The organism is Streptomyces luomodiensis, from assembly GCF_031679605.1.
Lineage (GTDB): Bacteria > Actinomycetota > Actinomycetes > Streptomycetales > Streptomycetaceae > Streptomyces > Streptomyces luomodiensis.
Genome location: NZ_CP117522.1, coordinates 943414 through 967867, shown reverse-complemented (window position 1 = coordinate 967867; position 24454 = coordinate 943414). Strand labels below are relative to the sequence as shown.

At 73.1% G+C, this 24454-nt stretch carries 2 protein-coding genes; both read left to right on the top strand.

All coding sequences use genetic code 11. The features are described from left to right. The first annotated feature begins 39 nt into the window (after nt 1–39). Nucleotides 40–12189 carry an SDR family NAD(P)-dependent oxidoreductase gene (locus PS467_RS03910; protein WP_311033998.1) on the top strand — a complete coding sequence of 4050 codons (12150 nt, stop codon included), beginning with the start codon at nt 40–42 and terminating at the stop codon, nt 12187–12189. 16 nt (nt 12190–12205) lie between these two features. Next, nucleotides 12206–24433, top strand: a complete 12228-nt coding sequence (locus tag PS467_RS03905; protein WP_311033997.1) for an SDR family NAD(P)-dependent oxidoreductase — start codon at nt 12206–12208, stop codon at nt 24431–24433. The last annotated feature ends 21 nt before the right edge of the window (nt 24434–24454 follow it).

Genomic DNA, 24454 nt, shown 5'->3' with positions numbered 1-24454 from the left:
AACGTGGCGCGCCCTTCGCTGAAGGCCGGGTGACCCTCTGTGACGCACGCTAGTGAAGAGAAGCTGGTCGACTATCTGAGGCGAGTGGCAGGCGATCTGCACGAAACGCGTCAGCGGCTGCGCGAGATGGAGGACCGTTCCCAGGAGCCGGTGGCCGTGGTCGGCATGGCTTGCCGCTATCCGGGCGGGGCCGACTCGCCCGAGGCGCTGTGGCGGCTGCTCGCCTCCGGCGCACACGCGATGGCGGAGTTTCCCACCGATCGCGGCTGGGACCTGGAGGGGCTGTTCCATCCGGACCCGGACCACCCCGGCACCAGCCACGCCCGTGAGGGCGGTTTCCTCTATGACGCCGACCGGTTCGACCCGGAGTTCTTCGGGATCAGCCCGCGTGAGGCGCTGGTGATCGACCCGCAGCAGCGGCTGCTGCTGGAGGTGGCCTGGGAGCTTCTCGAACGCGCCGGAATCGACCCGGTCTCGCTGAAAGGCTCCTCGACGGGCGTGTACGCCGGGACCGCGCTCCCCGGTTTCGGCACCCCGCACATCGACAAGAGCGCCGAGGGCTATCTGGTGACGGGCAACGCGCCCAGTGTGCTCTCCGGCCGGGTCGCGTACACCCTCGGCCTGGAGGGGCCGGCGGTCACCGTGGACACGGCGTGCTCGTCCTCGCTGGTCTCGATGCACCTGGCCTGCCAGGCGCTGCGGCAGGGCGAGTGCACCCTGGCCCTGGCCGGCGGGGTGACGGTGATGGCCGTCCCGAACGTGTTCACCGAGTTCTCCCGGCAGCGCGGACTGGCGCCCGACGGCCGGTGCAAGGCGTTCTCCGCCGACGCCGACGGCACCGCCTTCTCCGAGGGCGTGGGCCTGGTGCTGCTGGAGCGGCTGTCCGACGCACGGCGCCACGGCCACCGGGTGCTGGCGCTGATCCGGGGCTCGGCCATCAACCAGGACGGCGCCTCCAACGGTCTGACCGCGCCCAACGGACCCTCCCAACAGCGCGTCATCCTCCAGGCGCTGGCGAACGCGCGGCTGTCCCCGGCCGAGGTGGACGCGGTGGAGGCGCACGGCACCGGGACCCGGCTCGGCGATCCCATCGAGGCCCAGGCGCTGCTCACCACCTACGGCCGGGACCGGCCCGAGGACCGGCCGCTGTGGCTGGGCTCGGTCAAGTCCAACATCGGACACACCCAGGGCGCCGCGGGCGTGGCCGGCGTCATCAAGATGATCATGGCGATGCGGTACGAGACACTGCCCGCCACCCTGCACGTCAAGCGGCCCACGCCCCATGTCGAATGGGGTACCGGTGCCGTACGTCTGCTCACCGAGGCGGTCGGCTGGCCGCGTGGCGAGCGGCCGCGCCGGGCCGCGGTGTCCTCCTTCGGTATCTCCGGCACCAACGCCCACCTGCTGCTCGAACAGGCCCCCGCGGACGAGCCCCCCGCACCGGACCGGACCCCCGGGCCGACCGCCGCGGGCACCGCACCGTCACTGGGCACCGCACCGCCAGTGGGCACCGCACCGCCACTGGGCGGCCGCGTGGTGCCCTGGGTGGTGTCCGCCCGCACCGGCCAGGCGTTACAGGACCAGGCCGAGGCCCTCGCCGCACATCTCACCGCCCACCCCGGGCTGCCCGTGACCGATGTGGGCTGGTCGCTCGCCCGGACCCGGTCGGCCTTCGAACACCGGGCCGTGGCCATCGGCGACAGCCATGACGAACTGCTGGCCGCCGTGCGGGCGCTGGCCGACGGCCGAAGCCACCCCGGACTGACCCGGACCACGGCGGCGACCCGTTCCGGCGGCACCGCCCTCATGTTCACCGGACAGGGCAGCCAACGCCCCGGCACGGGCCGTGGGCTGTACGACGCCTACCCCGTGTACGCGGAGGCGTTCGACGCGGTCTGCGATGCGCTGGACACGCATCTCGAACGGCCCCTGAAGGGCGTGGCGTTCGGGGACGACGCCGAGGAGCTGGACCGGACCGCGTTCGCCCAGCCCGCGTTGTTCGCGGTCGAGGTGGCGCTGTTCCGGCTCGTCGAGTCGTTCGGCCTCACCCCGTCGTTCCTGACCGGCCACTCCGTGGGCGAGCTGGTGGCCGCGCACGTGGCGGGCGTCCTGTCCCTTCCGGACGCCTGCGCGCTGGTGGCCGCCCGCGGCCGGCTGATGCAGGCGCTGCCGTCCGGTGGCGCCATGGCCGCCGTGGAAGCCACTGAGGAACAGGTCGTCCCGCTGCTCGCCGGCCGCGAGGACCGCGTGGCGCTCGCCGCGGTCAACGGCCCCACCTCGGTGGTCGTGTCCGGAGCCGCCGGAACCGTCGATGAGATCGCCCGCACCCTGAAGGAGCGGGGGCACCGCACCAAGCGGCTCCGCGTCAGCCACGCCTTCCACTCACCGCTCCTGGACCCCATGCTCGACGACTTCCGCGACGTGGCCCGGCGGCTCACCTACCACCCACCGCGCATCCCGGTGATCTCAGGCGTCACCGGCCGGCAGGCCGACCCCGAACAGCTCCGCGACCCCGAGTACTGGGTACGCCACGTCCGCCGGCCCGTACGGTTCCACGACGGTCTGCGCACCCTGCACGGCGAGGGCGTGACCCGCTACCTCGAACTCGGCCCGGACGCCGTCCTCACCACCATGGCCCAGGACGCCCTCGCCACCGGCGCGCCCGGAGCCCAGGACACCTCGGACGCCCCCGACCCGGCCCCCGTGTTCGCCACCGCCCTGCGCCCCGGCCGCGACGAGCCCCGCACGCTGCTGACCGCGCTCGCCCTGACGCACATCGACGGCGCCACGGTCGACTTCGCCGCCGCCCTCCCCGAGGACGCGGGCCGGGTCGACCTGCCCACCTACCGGTTCCAGCGGCAGCGGTACTGGCGGCCCGCCCCGAACGCCACCGCCGACGTACGCGCCGTCGGCCTCGGCACCACCGACCACCCCCTGCTCCAGGCCGCCGTGGAGACACCCGACGGTGGGCTGCTGCTCACCGGACGGCTGTCCCCGCACACCCACAGCTGGCTCGCCGACCACACCATCGCGGACAGCGTCCCGCTGCCCGGTACGGCCCTGCTGGAGCTGGTCCTGCTCGCCGCCGCGCACACCGGCCGGGAGCTGATCGAGGACCTCACCCTGGAGACACCGCTGATCCTGCCCGCCTCCGGCGCGGTACGCATCCAGCTCGCCGTCACCGCCCCCGACGAAACCGGGCGGCGGACCGTCACCATCGCCTCGCGCCCCGCCGACGACGGCCCGGACAGCGCGGCCGCCTGGCGCCACCACGCCACCGGCGTACTGGCCGACGCGGCCACGCCACCGCCCGCGGCGGAACCGCCCACCACGGCCTGGCCGCCCGCCGGGGCCGTCCCGGTCGACGTGGCGGACCTGTACGAGCGCCTGACCGCCCAGGGATACGCCTACGGGCCCGCCTTCCGCGGACTGCACACCGCGTGGCGGCTCGGCGAGGAGATGTTCGCCGAGGTACGACTGGCCCCGGAACGGCGCGGCGAGGCCGACGCGTACGGAGTGCACCCCGCCCTGCTCGACAGCGCCCTGCACCCGGTGGAGGAGCTTTTCCACGGCGGCCGTGTGGCGGACGGCCCGGAGGCGACCGTCCGACTGCCGTTCTCCTTCGGCGGGGTGCGGCTGTTCACCCCCGGCGCCACCCGGCTCCGCGTGCGCATCACCCCGACCGCCCCGGACACCGTCGCCCTGAGGCTGGCCGACGACCACGGCGCGCCCGTGGCCACCATCGACTCCCTCGGGCTGCGTGAGGTCCCCGCCGACCGCTGGCGCTCCGCCCGCTCCGCCACCGCCGACGCCCCCCTGTACCGCCTGGACTGGCAGCCTTACCCGGTCTCCGCCGAAGCGGCCGCGCCCACGGCGCGCTGGGTGCTCGTCGGAGCGCGGGAGCCGGACCTGGGCCTCCCGGCACATCCGGATCTGGCCGCCCTGCGGGCCGCCCTCGACGACGGAGAGCCGGTCCCCGACGTCGTCGTCCTGGCATGCCCCGGCGCACCGGACACCTCGGCGGACGACCCGGACCAGACGCCCGCCCGGGTCCGCGCGGCGGTCCATCCCGTCCTCGGCGCCCTGCGCACCTGGCTGACGGACCAGCGGTTCAGCGGGGCCCGGCTGGTCATCGCCACCCGCGGCGCGGTCGCCACCGGCCCCGGGGACGCGCCCGCCGACCTGACCACCGCGCCCGTCTGGGGGCTGGTCCGCGCCGCCCAGGCGGAACACCCGCAGCGCGTCTGGCTGCTCGACCTGGACGACGACACCGCGTCGCGCGATGCCCTGCGCACCGCCCTCCCGGCCGCGATGGCCGCTGCCGAATCGGAGCTGGCGGTACGGGCGGGAACGGCCCACGTGCCCCGTCTGGTCAGGGTCCGCCCCGACCGCGACACCCCGGCCCGCGCCCTCGACCCGGATGGCACGGCACTGATCACCGGAGGTACCGGAGCGCTGGGCCGGCTGGTGGCCCGGCACCTGGTCACCGCGCACGGCGTGCGCCATCTGCTGCTGGTCAGCCGGCGCGGTGGCATCACGGAGGACATCGACGCCTTCGCGGACGAACTGACCTCGCTGGGCGCGGCGGACGTACGCGTCACCGCCTGTGACGCCGCCGACCCCGAGGCGCTGGCCGCGCTGCTCGCCACCCTCCCCGAAGCACATCCGCTGACGGCCGTCGTCCACGCCGCTGGGGTGCTCGACGACGGCGTGGTCACCTCCATGACACCCGAGCAGCTCGACACCGTACTCGCCCCGAAGCTCGACGCCGCATGGCATCTGCACCGGCTCACCCGGACCATGGATCCGGCCGCGTTCGTGATGTTCTCCTCCGCCGCCGCCATCATGGGCAACGGCGGCCAGGCCAACTACGCCGCCGCCAACATGTTCCTCAACGCCCTCGCCGAACACCGCCACGCCGAGGGGCGGGCGTCCCACGCGCTGGCCTGGGGGCTGCTGGCGTCCGCCGGCGGCATGACCGGCCACCTGGACGACGCGGACCTGGCCCGGATGGCCCGCTCCGGTATCGCCCCCGTCTCCAACGAGCAGGCGCTGACCCTGCTCGACACGGCACTCACCACCGACCACCCCACGCTCGTCCCCGCGCGCTTCGACCTCGCGGCGCTGCGCACCCGGGCCGCCACCGGGCCGCTTCCGCCCGTGCTGCGACGGCTGGTGCACGCCCCCACGCGGGCCCCGCACACCACCGGGGCGCACTCCCTGTCCGAGCGGCTGGCCGGGCTGCCAGCCGGGGAACGGGACCGTCTCGTCGAAGAGCTGGTGCGCGATCAGGTCGCCACCGTGCTCGCCCATCCGGCACCGGAGGCCATCGAACCGGACAAGGCCTTCCAGGAGCTCGGCTTCGACTCGCTCACCGCACTGGACCTGCGCAACCGGCTCAACGCGGCCACCGGCATCCGGATCCCCGCCACCGTCATCTTCGACTATCCGACCCCCGATGCCCTCGTGGGCTTTCTGCGGGAGCGGCTGACCGGCGCACCGGCCGCGGCGCCGCTCCCGCCGGAGGCCACCGCCGCGGCGGCCGACGACGATCCCATCGTCATCGTCGGCATGGCCTGCCACTACCCGGGCGGGGCCGGCTCGCCCGAGGAGCTGTGGCGGCTGGTGGCCGACGGCGTGGACGCGATCGGCGAGTTCCCCGGGGACCGCGGCTGGGACCTCGCGGGCCTCTTCGACCCCGACCCCGACCACACCGGCACCAGCTACGCCCGCGAAGGCGGATTCCTCTACGAGGCCCCACGGTTCGACGCCGAGTTCTTCGGCATCTCCCCCCGCGAGGCACTGGCGACCGACCCACAGCAGCGGCTGCTCCTGGAGACCGCCTGGCAGGCGTTCGAAAGCGCGGGCATCGACCCGGTGAGCCTGCGGGGCAGTCGGAGCGCGGTGATCACCGGGGTCATGTACGACGACTACGGCAGCCGTTTCCTCGGCCGCACCCCGGAGGGCGTCGAGGGCCGTCTGATGACCGGCAGCACACCGAGCATCGCCTCCGGCCGGGTGGCGTTCACCTTCGGCCTGGAGGGGCCCGCGGTGACGGTGGACACGGCCTGCTCCTCTTCGCTGGTGGCCATGCATCTGGCGGCGCAGGCGCTGCGGCAGGGCGAGTGCACTCTGGCCCTGGCCGGCGGAGTGACGGTGATGGCCACCCCCAACACCTTCGTGGAGTTCTCGCGCCAGCGCGGACTGGCCCCGGACGGCCGGTGCAAGCCGTTCGCCGCGGCGGCCGACGGCACCGGCTGGGGCGAGGGCATCGGCCTGCTCGTCCTGGAGCGGCTGTCGGACGCCCGCCGCAACGGCCGTGAGGTGCTTGCGGTGATCCGGGGATCGGCGGTCAACCAGGACGGTGCGTCGAACGGGCTCACCGCGCCGAACGGGCCCTCGCAGCAGCGGGTGATCCGCCAGGCGCTGGCGAACGCGCGGCTGTCCCCGGCCGAGGTGGACGCGGTGGAGGCGCACGGCACGGGAACCACTCTGGGCGACCCCATCGAGGCCCAGGCGCTGCTGGCCACCTACGGGCGGGAGCGGCCGGAGGGCCGTCCGCTGTGGCTCGGCTCCATCAAGTCCAACATCGGCCACACCCAGGCCGCCGCGGGCGTGGCCGGTGTGATCAAGATGGTGATGGCGATGCGCCACGGGCTGTTGCCCGCCTCGCTCCACATCGACGAACCCAGCCCGCATGTGGAATGGGACGACGGCGGAGTGCGGCTGCTGACCGAGGCGGTCGAGTGGCCACGGGCCGAGCGGCCCCGGCGCGCGGCCGTCTCCTCCTTCGGCATCAGCGGCACCAACGCCCATGTGATCCTGGAGCAGGCCCCCGACCGGGCCCCCGACACGCAGCGGCCGAAGCCCGAACCCGACGGCCCCCGGGTGGTGCCCTGGGTGCTGTCCGCGCGGGGCGCCACGGCGCTGCGGGACCAGGCACGAGCGCTGGCCGCGCGGCTGGCCACCGGCCCCTCGGCATCGTCCGCCGAGGTGGGCTGGTCCCTCATCCGCTCCCGCACGCTGTTCGACCACCGTGCGGTGGTGGTCGGCGGGAATTGTGCCGAACTCAGTGCCGCTCTGGAGGCGTTGGCGGCAGGGGAGAGCCATCCGGGTGTGGTGGGCCCCGGTGCGGTGGTGAGTGGTGGTGTGGGTCCGGTGCTGGTTTTCCCCGGTCAGGGTTCGCAGTGGGTCGGTATGGGTGCCGGTCTGCTGGATGTTTCGCCGGTGTTCGTGGCCCGGGTGGCGGAGTGTGAGCGGGCGCTGGCGCCGTATGTCGACTGGTCGCTGACCGATGTTCTGCGGGGGGTGGATGGCACCGCCGACCTGGGGCGGGTGGATGTGGTGCAGCCGGTGTTGTGGGCGGTGATGGTGTCCCTGGCCGCCGTATGGGCCGAGTACGGGGTGCGTCCTGCTGCTGTGGTGGGCCACAGCCAGGGCGAGATCGCGGCGGCTGTGGTGGCGGGGGCGTTGTCCTTGGAGGACGGTGCGAGGGTCGTGGCGTTGCGCAGCCGGGCGTTGCGGCGGCTGGCCGGTGGTGGGGCCATGGCCTCGCTGGCGTTGGGTTGTGAGCGGGTGGAGGAGTTGCTGTCCGGGCTGGGTGACCGGGTCGCCGCTGTGGTGGTGGCCGCGGTCAATGGTCCCGCATCCACTGTGGTGTCCGGGCCGCCGGAGCAGGTGGCCGCCACCGTGGCCGCCTGTCGGGACACCGGGGAACGCGCCCGGATGATCGAGGTGGATTATGCCTCGCACAGTCCGCAGGTCGATGAGATCGCCGGGGAGCTGGCCGAGGTGCTCAGGGGGGTGGAGCCGGTCGGGGTGTCCGGGGCCGGGGTGGCGTTCTACTCCACGGTGACCGGTGGCCGGGCCGATGCCTCCGTCCTGGATACGGGCTATTGGGTGCGGAATCTGCGGGAGCGGGTGCGGTTCGCGGAGACGATCGAGGCGTTGCTGGCGGACGGGCATCGGGTGTTCATCGAGGCCAGCACCCACCCCGTCCTCACCATGGGCATGCAGGAGACCTTCGAGCGGGCCGGCGTCACCGCCGTCACCGTGCCCACCCTGCGCCGCGACCACGGCGATCTCGCCCAGCTGACGCGGTCCCTGGCCCAGGCGTTCACCGCCGGGACCGACGTCGACTGGACCACCCTGTTCCACACCGACCCCGCGCCCCGCACGGTTCCGCTGCCCACGTACGCCTTCCAGCGCGAGCGCTACTGGCTCGAAGGCAGCGCCGGCCGTGGCGGCGACCCCACCGACCTCGGCCTGGTCGGATCGGACCACCCGCTGCTCGGCGCGGCCGTGGAACTCGCCGACGGCAGTACCCATCTGCTCACCGGACGGCTGACGGCCGGTGGCGGCGCCGGCTGGCTCGGCGACCACGTGGTGGCGGGCACCCGGCTGGTGCCGGGCGCGGCCCAGGTCGAATGGGCGCTGCGGGCCGCCGACGAGGCGGGCTGCGGCACCGTGGAGGAACTCGCCCTCCAGATCCCGCTCGTCCTCCCCGACACGGGCGGGCTGCGCGTCCAGGTGGTGGTGAGGGAGGCCGCCGACGACGGACGCCGCGACGTACGGGTGTACTCCCGGCCCGACCACGACGCCGAAGCCACCGCCGGCCCGGCCTGGGTGTGCCACGCGGTCGGCGTACTCGGGCCCCAGGATCCACCGGCACCCCAGCCCTCCGGGGCCTGGCCCCCGGCGAACGCCGAGCCGGTGGACACCGACGGCTTCTACCAGCGTGCCGCGGCCGCCGGGTACGGCTACGGGCCCGCGTTCCAGGGCGTCGTCAAGCTGTGGCGCGACGGCCCGGACGTACTGGCCGAGGTGGCGCTGCCCGAAGCCGCGGGCGACCGGACCGGATTCGGCATCCACCCGGCGTTGCTGGACGCCGCGCTGCACCCGGCGGGCCTGCTCACCGCCGGACCCGGACAGGAGCCGGACACCGGCCGGGTGTGGCTGCCGTTCGCCTGGAACGGGGTGTCGCTGTGGGCCGCCGGAGCGACCACCGTACGCGTCCGGCTGTCCCCGCGTGAGCCGGGCGCGGATGGCGAGCGGGCGCTGCGGATGACCGTGGCCGACGCCGTGGGCGACCCGGTCCTGACGGTCGACTCGCTGGTGCTGCGCCCCGCCCGTACGGACCAGCTGCGGACCACCGGCCGAGGTGCCGTGGACGGGCTGTTCACACTGGGCTGGACCCCGCTCCCCACCACGGCGCCCGGCGCCGGCACGGGCCTGCCCGAGCCGGTGGCCGGGGACGGCGCCTGGGCGGCGCTGGGCTTCGAGGACGAGTGGGCCACACCCGGTGTGGTCCGCCACCCGGACGTGGCGTCGCTGGTCGCGGCGATCGACGCCGAGGCGCCCGTGCCACCGGTGGTCCTGGCCGCCGTGCCAACCGCGCGGACGGCCACCGACGCGGGTGCCGCCGAAGCGGAAGCCCTCGCGGCCGTACGGCGGACACTGGACCTGCTGCGGGACTGGCTGGCCGAACCCAGGCTGGCCGAGAGCCGCCTGGTCGTCGTGACACACGGCGCGGTCGCGGCCGGTGACACCATGGGGCAGGACCCGGGCGCCGAGGCCGTGGACCCGGCCGGGGCCGCGGTGTGGGGGCTGGTGCGCAGTGCGCAGGCGGAGAACCCGGACCGGTTCATCCTGCTCGACCTCGATCCGCACGGCGCCGCCACCGGCCCCGACGAGATCGGCGCGGCGGTACAGGACGGGGTGGCAAGGGCCGTCGCCATGGACGAGCCGCAGGTGGCCGTGGGCTCCGGCCGGGTGTGGGCACCCCGGCTCATGCGCGCCGGCGGCCCGGGCAGCGGCGGTCTGGTGGGCCCGGTGGGGCAGCCCGCGTGGCGGCTGGCCGTGCGCGGCGCGTCCACCGTGGACAATGTGACACCCGTGCCCTGCCCCGAGGCGCTGGAACCGCTGGGGCCCGGAGAGGTCCGGATCGCGGTGCACGCGGCGGGCATGAACTTCCGCGATGCGCTGATCGTCGTCGGGATGTACCCCGGCGGCGGGGTGTTCCGCGGCAGCGAGGGCGCCGGCGTGGTCGTGGACATCGGCCCGGAAGTGACCGGGCTCGCGGTGGGCGACCGCGTCATGGGCCTGTTCGAGGGCGCGTTCGGCCCGTGGGCGGTGGCGGACGCCCGCATGGTCGTGCCGATCCCCGAAGGCTGGAGCTTCCGCCAGGCGGCCGCCGTACCGGTGGTGTTCCTCACGGCCTGGTACGGACTGGTGGACCTGGCCGGGCTGCGGGGCGGCGAATCGGTGCTGATCCACGCCGCGACCGGCGGCGTCGGCATGGCCGCGGTGCAGATCGCCCGCCACCTGGGCGCCGAGGTCTACGCCACGGCAGGCCCCGGCAAGCACGGTGTGCTGGCGGAGATGGGCATCGACCACGCGCACCGCGCCTCCTCGCGCGATCTGCACTTCGAGGAGGTGTTCCGCGAGGCCACCGGCGGACGTGGCGTCGACGTGGTGCTGAACAGCCTCGCCGGGCCGTTCGTCGACGCCTCCTTGCGGCTGCTGGCCGACGGCGGACGGCTCTCCGAAATGGGCAAGACCGACATCCGTGACCCGGAGCGGCTCGCGGCCGCGTACCCGGGCGTCCGCTACCGGGGCTTCGACCTGGTCCCCGACGCCGGTCCGGATCGCATCGGGGAGATGCTGCGCGAACTGAGCGAGCTGTTCGCCACCGGAGCGCTGCGGCCCGCACCCGTACGGCCCTGGCCGCTCGACCGGGCGCGGGACGCGCTACGGCAGCTGAGCCAGGCCCGGCACACCGGCAAGCTGGTGCTCGACGTCCCCGCCGCGGTCGACCCCGACGGCACGGTGCTCATCACCGGCGGCACCGGCACCCTGGGCGGCCTGGTGGCCGAACACCTGGTCCGCACGTGGCAGGTCGGCCATCTGCTGCTGGTGAGCAGGCGCGGGCCGGACGCCCCGGGAGCCCGCGACCTGGCCACCCGACTGGAGGCACTGGGCGCACGGGTGCGGATCGCGGCCGTGGATGTCACCGACGCCTCGGCGGTGGCCGACCTGGTGGCGGGTGTCGACCCCGAGCATCCACTGACGGGAGTCATCCACGCCACAGGTGTGCTGGACGACGCGGTGGTGACCGCACAGACCCCCGAACGGCTGGCGCGGGTATGGACCGCCAAGGCCACGGCCGCCGCCCATCTGCACACGGCCACCGCCCATCTGCGGCTGGGCATGTTCGTCCTCTTCTCCTCGGCGGCGGGCACACTCGGCAGCCCCGGCCAGGCCAACTACGCCGCCGCCAACGCCTTCTGCGACGCGCTCGCCGCCCACCGCCGGGCCGCCGGACTGCCGGGGGTGTCGGTGGCCTGGGGCCTGTGGGCCGACGCCAGCGGGATGACCGGCCACCTGGCCGAGGCGGATCGGGCCCGGATGGCCCGTACCGGCGTCGCGGCGCTGACCACCCGGCACGGCCTGGCCCTGCTCGACGCCGCGGTCCAGCACGGCGGCGCCCACCTGGTCGCCGCCCACGTGGCCCCCCGCACCCTCGCCGAACTGCCCGCCGACAGCATGCCCGCCGCGCTGCGCGCCCTGGCCGCCACCGGCGGCGGTGGCGGTCGGCGCACCGCGGCGGCCGCCGGGGAGGACCGGCAGATCGACTGGGCCGCCCGACTCGCGGGCCTGTCCATGGCCGAACAGCACCGCGAGGTGCTGCGGTTGGTCCGTGGCCACGCGGCCACCGTCCTCGGACACGCCGACGTGGACGCCGTGCAGGCGGAGACCAGCTTCAAGGAGTTGGGCTTCGACTCCCTGACCGCCGTGGAACTGCGCAACCGGCTTGCCGCCGCGACCGGTCTGCGGTTGCCCGCCGGCCTCGTCTTCGACTATCCGGAGGCGGCCGTGCTCGCCGACCACCTGCTGGAACGGCTGGCCCCGGGCGGGGGAGCCGCACCGGGGCGCGACACCGTCGACCCGGTCCTGGGCGAGCTGGCCAGGCTGGACACCACCTTGGCCACCCTCGTCACGGACGACGAAGGGCGGCAGAGGATCACCCAACGGCTGAGTGGGCTACTGGCGAAATGGAACCGTGGCGGGGCCGGCGACCCGGACGGCGCGACGGGCCTCGACGCCCTCGGCACCCTCGATGCCCTGGAAGCGCTCGAAGCCGCCTCGGACGACGAGATGTTCGAGCTCATTGACCGTGAACTGCCCTGATGGAGGAGCGGAACTGATGTCGGGTACCGAAGAGAAGCTCCGCCAGTACCTCAAGAAGGTCACGGCCGACCTGGGACAGACCCGCCGACGACTTCGCGAGTTGGAGGAACGGTCCCAGGAGCCGGTGGCCATCGTGAGCATGGCCTGCCGGTTCCCCGGTGGGATCGCCTCGCCCGAGGACCTGTGGGAGCTGGTCGCCTCCCGCGGGGACGCCATCGGCGAGTTCCCCACCGACCGCGGCTGGCACACCCAGACCCTCTACCACCCGGACCCCGACCACTCCGGCACCAGCTACGTCCGCCACGGCGGATTCCTCGACCGGGCCGACGGCTTCGACGCCGCGTTCTTCGGCATCAGCCCGCGCGAGGCCCTGGCCGCCGAACCCCAGCAGCGCCAACTGCTGGAAGTCTCCTGGGAACTGCTCGAACGCGCCGGAATCGACCCCACCACGCTGAAGGGCACCCCCACCGGTGTCTACGCGGGCGCCGGCCTCCTCGGCTTCGGCACCCCGCGGATCGAGAAGAGCGCGGAAGGATACCTGCTCACCGGAAACACCCTGAGCGTCGTCTCCGGCCGGGTGGCCTTCACCCTCGGCCTGGAGGGGCCGGCGGTCACGGTGGACACCGCGTGCTCGTCATCGCTGGTCGCGATGCATCTCGCCTGCCAGGCGCTGCGGCAGGGGGAGTGCACCCTGGCCCTGGCCGGCGGCGTGACCGTGATGACCACGCCGAACACCTTCGTGGAGTTCTCCCGCCAGCGCGGACTGGCCCCCGACGGCCGTTGCAAGCCCTTCGCCGCCGCCGCGGACGGCACCGGCTTCTCGGAGGGCGTGGGCCTTCTGCTGCTGGAGCGACTGTCCGACGCACGGCGCAACGGCCATCAGGTGCTCGCGGTCATCCGAGGCTCGGCCGTCAACCAGGACGGCGCGTCGAACGGCCTCACCGCGCCCAACGGGCCCTCACAACAGCGGGTGATCCGCCAGGCGCTGATCAACGCCCGGCTGTCATCCGCCGAGGTGGACGCGGTGGAGGCCCATGGCACGGGTACGACGCTGGGTGATCCGATCGAGGCCGAGGCGCTGATCGGCGCATACGGCCAGGACCGTCCGGAGGACCGGCCGCTGTGGCTGGGCTCGCTGAAGTCCAACATCGGCCATACGCAGGGTGCGGCGGGTGTGGCCGGTGTGATCAAGATGGTGATGGCCCTGCGGCACGAACAGCTGCCGGCCACTTTGCACGTCGATGAGCCGACCCCGCACGCGGACTGGTCCGGTGGCGCGGTGCGGCTGCTGACCGAGGCGGTGGAGTGGCCGAGGAACGAGCGGCCGCGCCGGGCCGGTGTGTCCGCGTTCGGGATCAGTGGCACCAATGCGCATGTGATTGTGGAGCAGGCTCCTGAGGAGGATGCGCCGTTGGTGGGGGCCGTGTCCTGCGAGACGGGCATGGTGCCGTGGGTGGTGTCGGGGCGGAATGTGGAGGCGTTGCGGGGGCAGGCTGCGGCGTTGGCGGGGTGGGTGGGTGGGGTTTCGGGGGTGTCGGTGGTGGATGTGGGGTGGTCGTTGGTGACGTCGCGGTCGGTGTTCGAGCATCGTGCGGTGGTGGTGGGTGGGGGTCGTGGTGAGTTGGTGGCGGGGTTGGAGGCGTTGGCGCGGGGGGTGTCGCATCCGGGGGTGGTGGAGTCGGGTGCGGCGGCGTTGACGGGTGGTGTGGGTCCGGTGTTGGTGTTTCCGGGGCAGGGTTCGCAGTGGGTGGGGATGGGTGCGGAGCTGCTGGAGGTGTCGCCGGTGTTTGCGGCGCGGGTGGGGGAGTGTGAGCGGGCGCTTTCGCCGTTTGTGGACTGGTCGTTGACGGATGTGCTGCGCGGTGTGGAGGGTGCGGCGGATCTGGGGCGGGTGGATGTGGTGCAGCCGGTGTTGTGGGCGGTGATGGTGTCGTTGGCGGCGGTGTGGGCGGGGTATGGGGTGCGTCCTGTTGCGGTGGTGGGTCACAGCCAGGGGGAGATCGCGGCGGCTGTGGTGGCGGGGGCGTTGTCGTTGGAGGATGGTGCGAAGGTGGTGGCGCTGCGGAGTAAGGCTTTGCGGCGGTTGGCTGGTGGTGGGGCGATGGCTTCCCTGGGGGTGGGCCAGGAGCGTGCGGGGGAGTTGCTCTCCGATCTGGGGGAGCGGGCGGACGCGGTGGGTGTAGCGGCTGTGAATGGGCCGTCGTCCACGGTGGTGTCGGGTCCGCCGGAGCAGGTGGCTGCTGTGGTGGCGGCGTGTGAGGAGTGTGGGGTTCGGGCGCGGTTGATCGAGGTGGATTATGCCTCGCATGGTCCGCAGGTGGATGAGATCCGTGAGGAGTTGACCGAGGCTCTGGCGGGTGTTGGGCCGGTTGATGCGTCCGCGTCGGGTGCGGCGTTCTACTCGACGGTGACTGGTGGCCGGGTGGATGGCTCCGTGTTGGATACGGACTACTGGGTGGCGAATCTGCGGGAGCGGGTGCGGTTTGCCGATGCGGTCGAGGCGTTGCTGGCGGATGGGCATCGGGTGTTCATCGAGGCCAGTTCGCATCCCGTACTGACCGTCGGAATGCAGGAGACCTTTGAGCAGGCGGGTGTGGGGGCGGTCGCGGTGCCCACGCTGCGCCGTGACCATGGTGGGCAGGGGCAGCTTCTGCGGTCGGTAGGCCAGGCGTTCGTCGCCGGGGTCGACGTCGACTGGCGGGCGGCGTTTCCGACCGACCCCACGCCTCGTACCGTCGATCTGCCCACCTACGCCTTCCAGCACCAGCGCTACTGGATGAACCCGTCCGGCGCGGTCGGTGATCCCAGCGACCTCGGCCTGGCCCCCTCGGACCATCCGATGCTGGGCGCCGCCGTGGAGCTGGCCGATGGGAGCAGCCACCTGCTTACCGGGCGCATCGCGGCCGGTGGCGGCGGCTGTGGCGGTGACGGCTGGCTCGGTGAACACATCGTCGCGGGCGCCGTCCTGGCCCCGGGCGCGGCGTTGGTGGAGTGGGTGTTGCGGGCGGCCGACGAGGTCGGCGGCGGTGGTATCGAGGAGTTGGCGCTGCACGTACCGCTCGTGCTGCCGGAGACGGGCGGACTGCGGGTCCAGGTGGTGGTGGGCGCCGCGGCGGAGGACGGACGGCGCGGTGTGCAGGTCTACTCCCGCCCGGACGGCGAGGCCGAAGCCGGCGCCGACGCGGACTGGGTCTGCCATGCGGAGGGAGTGCTCAACCCGGCATCGGAAGGTATGGGTCAGCCGGTCGAGGGGCTGGGCGGGGCATGGCCGCCGCCGGGTGCGAAACCGGTGGACCTGACGGGGTTCTACGAGCGTGCCGCGGCGGCGGGCTATGCGTACGGGCCGTCGTTCCAGGGGCTGCGGGCCGTGTGGCGGGACGGCGCCGACCTCCTGGCCGAGGTGGCGCTGCCCGAGGCCGCGGGGGACGCGGACGGGTTCGGTATCCATCCGGCGCTGCTCGACGCGGCCCTGCACCCGGCGCTCCTGCTCGATACCGGAATCGAGTGGGAGCGCGAGCGGGACGGCGGACAGGTATGGCTGCCGTTCGCCTGGAACGGGGTGTCGCTGTGGGCCGCCGGAGCGAGCACCGTACGGGTGAGGCTGTCCCCGCGTCGGGACGGCGCGGAGGGTGAGCGCGGGCTGCGGGTGGTGGTGGCCGACGCCGTGGGTGCCCCCGTCCTGACGGTCGACTCCTTGGCGACGCGTCCGGCGGACGTGGATCGGTTGCGGGCCGTGGCGACGCGTGGTGCCGACGGTCTGTTCGTCCTGGACTGGGCCCCCTTGCCGCAGCCGACGGGGACTGACGGGCCGATGGCCGAGCCCGACGACTGGGCGGTGCTGGCGACCGAGGGTGCGCGCCCGGATCTGGAGGTGTTTCTCGCGGGACTCGATGGCGAGGGGCCGATCCCGGCCGTGGTTCTCGCCGAGTTCCCGCGCTCGGGCGCCGAAGCCGTGGCCGACATGGCGGCCGACGGTGTGGCGATGACGGAACGCGCGCTGGAGCTGGTGCAGCGGTGGCTGGCCGAGCCACGGCTGACGGATGCCCGGTTGGTGGTGGTGACGCGTGGCGCGGTCGCCGTCACCGATGCCGAGCGTGGTACGGATGTGCCCGCCGCCGGGCTGTGGGGTCTCCTGCGGAGTGCGCGGGCGGAGCACCCGGGGCGCTTCCTCCTGCTCGACCTCGACCCGGCTTCCGACGTCACCGCAGACAGCGTACGGGGCGCCGTCGCACGGGCGTTGGAGGCGGACGAGCCGCAGCTGGCCGTGCGCGATGGACGAGTGTGGGTGCCGCGACTGGTCCGTGCCTCAGCCGACCGGGACCCGAAGGCTCCGGACACCCCGGCGGCGCTCGATCCGGACGGCACCGTGCTGGTGACGGGCGGCACCGGCACCCTGGGCGGCCTGGTGGCCGAACATCTGGTGCGTACGTGGCAGGTCGGCCATCTGCTCCTGGTGAGCCGTCGCGGGCCGGACGCTCCGGGGGCCCGCGATCTGGCCGCCCGCCTGGAGGAGCTGGGCGCGCGGGTGCGGATCGCCGCCGTGGACGTCACGGACGGGCCGGCGGTGGCCGAGCTGGTGGCGGGAATCGATGCCGAGCATCCGCTGACCGGTGTCATCCACGCCACGGGCCTGCTCGACGACGCGGTGGTCACCTCCCAGACACCCGAGCGGCTGGCCCGGGTGTGGGCGGCCAAGGCGACGGGCGCGGCGCATCTGCACAGCGCCACCGCAGACCTTCCGCTGTCCTTGTTCGCCATGTTCTCCTCGGCCGCCGGGGTCCTGGGCAGTCCGGGACAGGCCAACTACGCGGCGGCGAACGCCTTCTGCGACGCCCTCGCCGCCCACCGCCGGACGCTCGGCCTCCCGGGACTTTCGGTGGCCTGGGGCCTGTGGGCCCAGACCAGCGGGATGACCGGAAAACTCGTGGCGACGGACCGCGCCCGGATGTCCCGCTCGGGCATCGCCGCGATGTCCAGCGAGAAGGCGCTGGGCCTGCTCGATGCCGCCTGCGCGCAGGACAGCCCCTTCTGTGTCGCCGCCGATATCGATCCGGCTGGGGTGGGTGGTGGGGGGCTTCCGGCGGTGTTGCGGGGTTTGGTGGTGGGTCGTGTCAGGCGGCGGTTGGCGGTGGGTGAGGTGGGGGTTTCGGGGTTGGTGGAGCGGTTGAGGGGGTTGGGTGCTGAGGCTCGGTTGGATGTGGTGGTTGAGGTGGTGCGGGGTGGTGTGGCGGTGGTGTTGGGGTTTGGTGCGCCGGGTGAGGTGCGGGTGGATGCGTCGTTCAGGGAGTTGGGTTTTGATTCGTTGACGGCGGTGGAGTTGCGTAATCGGTTGTCGTCGGTGACGGGGTTGCGGTTGCCGGCGACGATGGTGTTCGACTATCCGACGCCTCGGGTGCTGGCGGAGTATGTGTGTGCCCGGCTGATGGGTGAGACGACTGCCGGCGCGGGTGCTTCTGTGGTGGCGGCGGCGGATGCGGACGAGCCGATCGCGATCGTTGCGATGAGCTGCCGTTTCCCGGGTGGCGTCACCTCGCCCGAGGGGCTGTGGGATCTGGTGGTCTCGGGGCGTGACGTGATGGGGGAGTTTCCGACCGGTCGGGGCTGGGATCTGGAGGGGTTGTTTCATCCGGATCCCGATCACCCGGGTACCAGCTATGCGCGCGAGGGTGGGTTCCTGTATGACGCTGATGCGTTCGATGCGGCGTTTTTCGGGATCAGCCCCCGGGAGGCGTTGGCGATGGATCCGCAGCAGCGGTTGTTGTTGGAGGCGTCGTGGGAGGTGCTGGAGCGGGCGGGGATCGATCCGGTGTCGTTGAAGGGCAGCCCGACCGGTGTCTATGCGGGCGTGATGTACCACGACTACGCGGCCGGACTGAGTGGTGGCGACGCGCGGCTGGAAGGCTACGCCATGCTGGCCAGCTCGGGGAGTGTGGTTTCGGGTCGGGTGGCGTACTCGCTGGGGTTTGAGGGTCCGGCGGTGACGGTGGATACGGCGTGTTCGTCGTCGTTGGTGGCGATGCATCTGGCGGCGCAGGCGTTGCGGCGGGGGGAGTGCACGTTGGCGTTGGCGGGTGGGGTGACGGTGATGGCGACGCCGGATGTGTTCACTGGTTTTTCCCGTCAGCGTGGGTTGGCGCCTGATGGTCGGTGCAAGCCGTTTGCTGCGGCTGCGGACGGTACTGGCTGGGGTGAGGGTGTGGGGGTTTTGTTGCTGGAGCGGTTGTCGGATGCTCGGCGTAATGGTCATGAGGTGTTGGCGGTGGTCCGGGGTTCGGCGGTCAATCAGGATGGTGCGTCGAACGGGCTCACTGCGCCGAATGGTCCTTCGCAGCAGCGGGTGATCCGTCAGGCGTTGGCCACTGCTGGGTTATCGCCATCCGACGTGGATGTGGTGGAGGCGCATGGTACGGGTACGACGTTGGGTGATCCGATCGAGGCGCAGGCGTTGCTGGCCACTTACGGGCAGGAACGCTCGGTGGAGCGGCCATTGCTGCTCGGCTCGATCAAATCCAACATCGGACACGCCCAAGCGGCGGCCGGAGTCGCCGGCGTCATCAAGATGGTGCAGGCGATGCGCCATGGAACCCTGCCCGCGTCCCTGCACATCGACGAGCCCACTCCGCATGTGGACTGGGGCAGTGGTGCGGTGCGGCTGCTGACCGAGGCGGTGGAGTGGCCGATGGGTGAGGGTCCGCGCCGGGCCGGGGTGTCCTCGTTCGGCGCCTCCGGCACCAACGCCCATCTCATCCTGGAGCAAGCCCCCGGCCCGGCCGACCGTGTCACGACCGAGCCTGTGGCATCCCCCGACATGCGCGCGGTCCCGTGGGTGCTGTCGGCGCGGAGCGCGGAAGGGCTACGCGGCCAGGCCATGGCCCTGGCCGAACGCGTGGCCAGGGACCCGGAGGCGTCGGCGGTCGATGTGGGCTGGTCGCTTGCCACCACGCGGTCGCTGTTCGAACACCGGGCGGTGGCCTGGGGCGACGACCGCGACGCGCTGATGGGCGCCGTGGAGGCCCTGGCGGCCGGTGAACCCCATCCGGGCGTGGTGCTCCCCGACGGTGGAACAGCCTCGGGCAAGACGGTGTGGCTCTTCAGCGGCCAGGGCAGCCAGCGCCAGGGGATGGGAGCCGAGCTGTACGACCGGTTCCCGGTGTTCGCCACGGCGTTCGACGAGGTCTGCGGACTGCTCGATCCTCACCTGCACCATCCCCTCCGTGAGGTGGTCTTCCACGGTGTGGCCGGGCGGCCGGGGCTGTTGGATCACACCACCTATGCCCAGGCCGGACTGTTCGCCCTGCATATCGCCCTGGCGCGGCTGCTCGCCTCGGTCGGCGTACGCCCGGATGTGGTGATCGGGCATTCGATCGGGGAGATCGCGGCCGCCCATATCGCCGGGGTCTTCGATCTCTCCGACGCCTGCCGTCTCGTCGCCGCCCGCGCCACCCTGATGGGGGGACTTCCCGCTGGCGGAGGCATGGCCACCATCGCGGCCACCGCCGAGGAACTCGCCGAGGATCTGGCCGCATACGACGGGCGGGTCGGTATCGCCGCCCTGAACACCCCCGGCAACACCGTCGTCTCCGGTCCGGTCGAACCGGTCGGCGAGATCAGCGCCATCTGGGCAGCGAGGGGCCGCAAGACCCGGACGCTGACCGTCAGCCATGCCTTCCACTCCCCGCTGATGGATCCCATCCTGGAGCCGTTCGCGCAGGCCATCGACGGTCTGACCTTTCACCGGCCCACCCTTCCAGTGCTCAGCAACCTGACCGGTGAGCCAGCCGACGAGGTGATGGCCACACCGGAATACTGGGTGCGGCAGATCCGCCGGCCCGTCCTCTTCCACCCCGCCATCACCCATATCGCGCCCGAAACCGGGGTCTTCCTCGAACTCGGCCCCGACCCGGTCCTGGCCACCGCCACCCAACACACCCTTCAACACCTCACCGCCGACGATGCCACGGCCGATGCCGATGAGGGCGGGACCGATGAGTGTGGGACCGGCGAGGGCGGGTCCGACGAGAGCGGGGCCGGGCGGCCGAGCCCGCTGGTGACGGCCACCCTGAGCCGTAAACGGTCCGATGTCCAGGCACTCGGCCACGCCCTCGCCCACCTGCACACCCATGGCACCGATGTCGACTGGGCCCGCTGGTTCCCGGCCGATCCTGCCCCACGGAGGATCGATCTGCCGACGTACGCCTTCCAACGCGAGCGCTACTGGCTGGCCGCGGGCGGTGGCGTCGGGGACGTGGGGGCCGCCGGACTACAGCGGGTCGAGCATGCGCAACTGCCCGCGTCCGTCGGACTCGCCGACGGCGGGCTGGTGCTGACCGGACGGATCTCCGCCGGGGGCGCCAGGGGCTGGCTGGCCGAGCATGTGATGGCGGGCACCGTGCTGGTGCCGGGCGCGGCGCTGGTGGAGTGGGCGCTGCGGGCGGCCGACGAAGCGGGTTGTGGTGGGGTGGAGGAGCTGGCGCTCCAGGTTCCGCTCGTTCTGCCCGGGTCCGGTGGGCTGCGCGTCCAGGTGGTGGTCGGCGTGGCCACCGAGGACGGGCGGCGTGATGTGCGGATCCACTCCCGGCCCGACCACGATGTCGAACCCGGCGCCGACCCGGACTGGGTGTGCCATGCCGAGGGCGTCCTGGGGCCGCAGTCCCCGCCATCGCCACCGTCCCCGCCATCCCCGTCGTCGTCACCGGAGAGCCTCGCGCTCAGCCCCGCGCGGGGCCCGATGGACGAGCCGGGCGGGACATGGCCCCCGGTGGGCGCGGAGCCCGTACGGCTGGACGGGTTCTATGAGCGTGCCGCGGCGGCGGGATACGCATACGGTCCGTCGTTCCGCGGACTGCGGGCGGTATGGCGGGACGGTGCGGATGTGCTGGCCGAAGTGGCGCTGCCCGAGGCCGCCGGAGCCCCGGAAGGTTTCGGTATCCACCCGGCGCTCCTGGATGCCGCGCTCCATCCGGCGTTCCTCCTCGACCGGCCCGAGCAGGGGCACGACGACGGCCGGGTCTGGCTGCCGTTCGCGTGGCGTGGCGTGTCGCTGTGGGCGGGCGGCGCCACGACCGTCCGGGTCCGGCTCTCTCCTCAACAGCGAGAGGCGGGTGGCGCCGAGGGCGAGCGTGGTCTGCGGGTGATGGTGGCCGACGCCGTGGGCGGGCCGGTGCTGACCGTCGACTCGCTGGTGATGCGACCGGCCGCCGCCGGCCAGCTGCGGACCTCCGGCGGACCCGAGGCGGACGGGCTGTTCACCCTGGAGTGGACGCCCCTGCCCGGCCCGGCACAGGACAGCGAGGCGGCAGGACAGGAACCGGACCCGGCGGAGGCCGACGGGTGGGTGGTTATCGGCCCACGGGAGTGCGAGCCGATCGCGCCGGGCGCGGTACGCCATCCGCGTCTGGAGACCCTGGTCTCCGCCCTCGACGGTGACGCCCCCGCCCCCTCGGTGGCCATCGCGTATGTGCCCGCCCTCTGCGGCCCCGCCGACGGCGACGCGCTTACCGACCTGGCGGCCGCCGGCCTGGCGGCTTCGGAGCGCGTGCTGGAACTGGTGCGGGGGTGGCTGGCCGAACCGCGGCTCGCCGACGCCCGGCTGGTGCTGGTCACACGCGGAGCGGTGGCGATCGGCGGGTCCGAGACGGACGGTGCCGGGGAGGGCGGCGTGGACGTGGCCGGGGCCGCCGTGTGCGGACTGGTGCGCAGTGCACAGGCGGAGCACCCGGGGCGCTTCCTTCTGGTCGATCTCGACCCGGACTCCGAGCCGCTCGGCCAGGGTGTGCACAGCGCCGTGGCATGCGCGGTGCGCATGGACGAGCCGCAGGTCGCGCTGCGGGCGGGACGTGTCCGGGTGCCTCGGCTGATGCGTGCCGGTGGCGTGAGCAGCGGGGGTGTTTCCGCACTGGTGGGGCAGCCCGCGTGGCGGCTGGAGTTGACCGGGGCGGCCACGGTGGACAACGTGAAGCCGGTGCCGTGTCCGGAGGTGCTGGAGCCGCTCGGACCGGGGCAGGTGCGGGTGGCGGTGCACGCGGCCGGTATCAACTTCCGGGACGCACTCATCAGTTTGGGCATGGTCCCGGGCCAGACCGGGCTCGGCGGCGAGGGTGCCGGTGTGGTGGTGGACGTCGGCTCCGAGGTGACAGGGCTCGCGGTGGGCGACCGGGTCATGGGGGTCTTCGACCGCGCGTTCGGCCCGACGGCGGTGACCGATGCCCGCATGGTGGCGCCCGTTCCCGACGGGTGGACCCATCAGCAGGCGGCCTCGGTGCCGGTGGCGTTCCTGACGGCCTGGTACGGGCTGGTGGAGCTGGCCCGGCTTCAGCCGGGGGAGTCGGTGTTGATTCATGCCGCGACCGGTGGTGTGGGGATGGCGGCGGTGCGGATCGCGCGGTATCTGGGTGCGGAGGTCTATGCGACGGCGAGTCCGGCGAAGCATGGGGTGCTTGAGGCGATGGGTGTCGATGAGGCGCATCGGGCCTCGTCGCGCGATCTGGATTTCGAGGGTGTGGTGCGGGAGGCCACGGGTGGCCGGGGTGTGGATGTGGTGCTCAACAGTCTTGCCGGACCGTTCGTCGACGCTTCCCTGCGGCTGCTGCGCGAAGGCGGCCGGCTGATGGAAATGGGCAAGACCGACCTGCGCGACCCCGAGCGGATCGCGGAGGCACACCCGGGGGTGACGTACCAGGTCTACGACCTGATCACCGACGCCGGGCCCGAACGCATCGGCCGGATGCTGGGCGAACTGGGCGAGCTGTTCACCACGGGAGCCCTGCGGCCGCTGCCGGTGCGGACCTGGCCACTCGGCCGGACACGCGAGGCGCTGCGCCATCTCAGCCAGGCCAAGCACACCGGAAAGCTGGTGCTGGACGTCCCCGCCGCGGTGGATCCGGACGGCACCGTGCTCATCACCGGTGGCACCGGCACGCTGGGCGCACTGGTCGCCGAACATCTCGTGCGGGTCTGGCGGATCGGGCATCTGCTGCTGGTGAGCCGCCGGGGCCCGGACGCGCCGGGCGCCCAGGATCTCGCCACCCGGCTGACCGACCTGGGCGCGCGGGTACGGATCGTCGCCGCCGATGTCACCGACGCGGCCGCCGTGACCGGCCTGGTGGCCGGTGTCGATCCGCGGCATCCGCTGACCGGCGTGATCCACGCCGCCGGTGTGCTGGACGACGCGGTGGTCACCGCGCAGACGCGCGAGCGGCTGGCACGGGTCTGGGCGGCGAAGGCCACCGCCGCGGCACATCTGCACGCCGCTACGGCACATCTGCGGCTGGGCGCGTTCGTACTGTTCTCATCGGCCGCCGGAGTCATGGGCAGCCCGGGACAGGCCAACTACGCCGCCGCCAACGCCTTCTGCGACGCGCTCGCCGCCCACCGCCAGGCCCTGGGCCTGCCGACGGTTTCGGTGGCGTGGGGCCTGTGGGCCGAGTCCAGCGAGATGACGGGCGCTCTCGCCGAGGCGGACCTGGCCCGAATGTCCCGCTCCGGCGTCACCGCGATGGCCGCCGACCACGCCCTTCGGCTGCTCGACGCGGCCGCCGAACACGGCGGCCACCAGCTGGTCGCGGCGGATGTGAACACACGTGTCCTGGCCACCCAGCCCCCCGACACGCTTCCCGCCACCCTCCGCGCCCTCGCCGCCTCCGGTGCCTCCGGCGTCGGCGGTGCGGCGACGCGGCGTACCGCTGCGGCGGCCGAAGCGCGGCCGGACGACTGGGCCGATCGACTGGCGGGCCTGTCCGCCGCGGAGCAGCACCGCGTGGTGTTGCGGTTGGTCCGTGGCCATGTGGCCACCGTGCTCGGACACGCCGACACCGACACGGTGCAGGCCGACACCAACTTCAAGGAGTTGGGCTTCGACTCCCTGACCGCCGTGGAACTGCGCAACCGGCTCGCCGCCGCCACCGGTCTGCGGCTGCCCGCCGCCCTTGTCTTCGACTATCCGGAAGCGGCCGTGCTCGCCGACTACCTGCTGGAGCGCATCGCCCCGGCGGTCGGTTCCGCACCGGGCCGGGACGGCGCCGATCCGGTCCTCAACGAACTGGCCAGGCTCGAAGCCACCTTGGTCGGCCTCGACATGGCGGACGGCGACGCGGGGGCGATCACGGCACGGCTGGAGAGCCTGCTGGCGAAGTGGAAGGCGACACGAAAGCCGGCGGAGGAAGAGATGACCGCCGCGGAGAGGCTGGAGTCCGCGTCCGCGGCCCAGGTTCTCGAATTCATCGACAACGAACTGGGCGTGTCCTGAATGTGCCGGACGCGACGACCG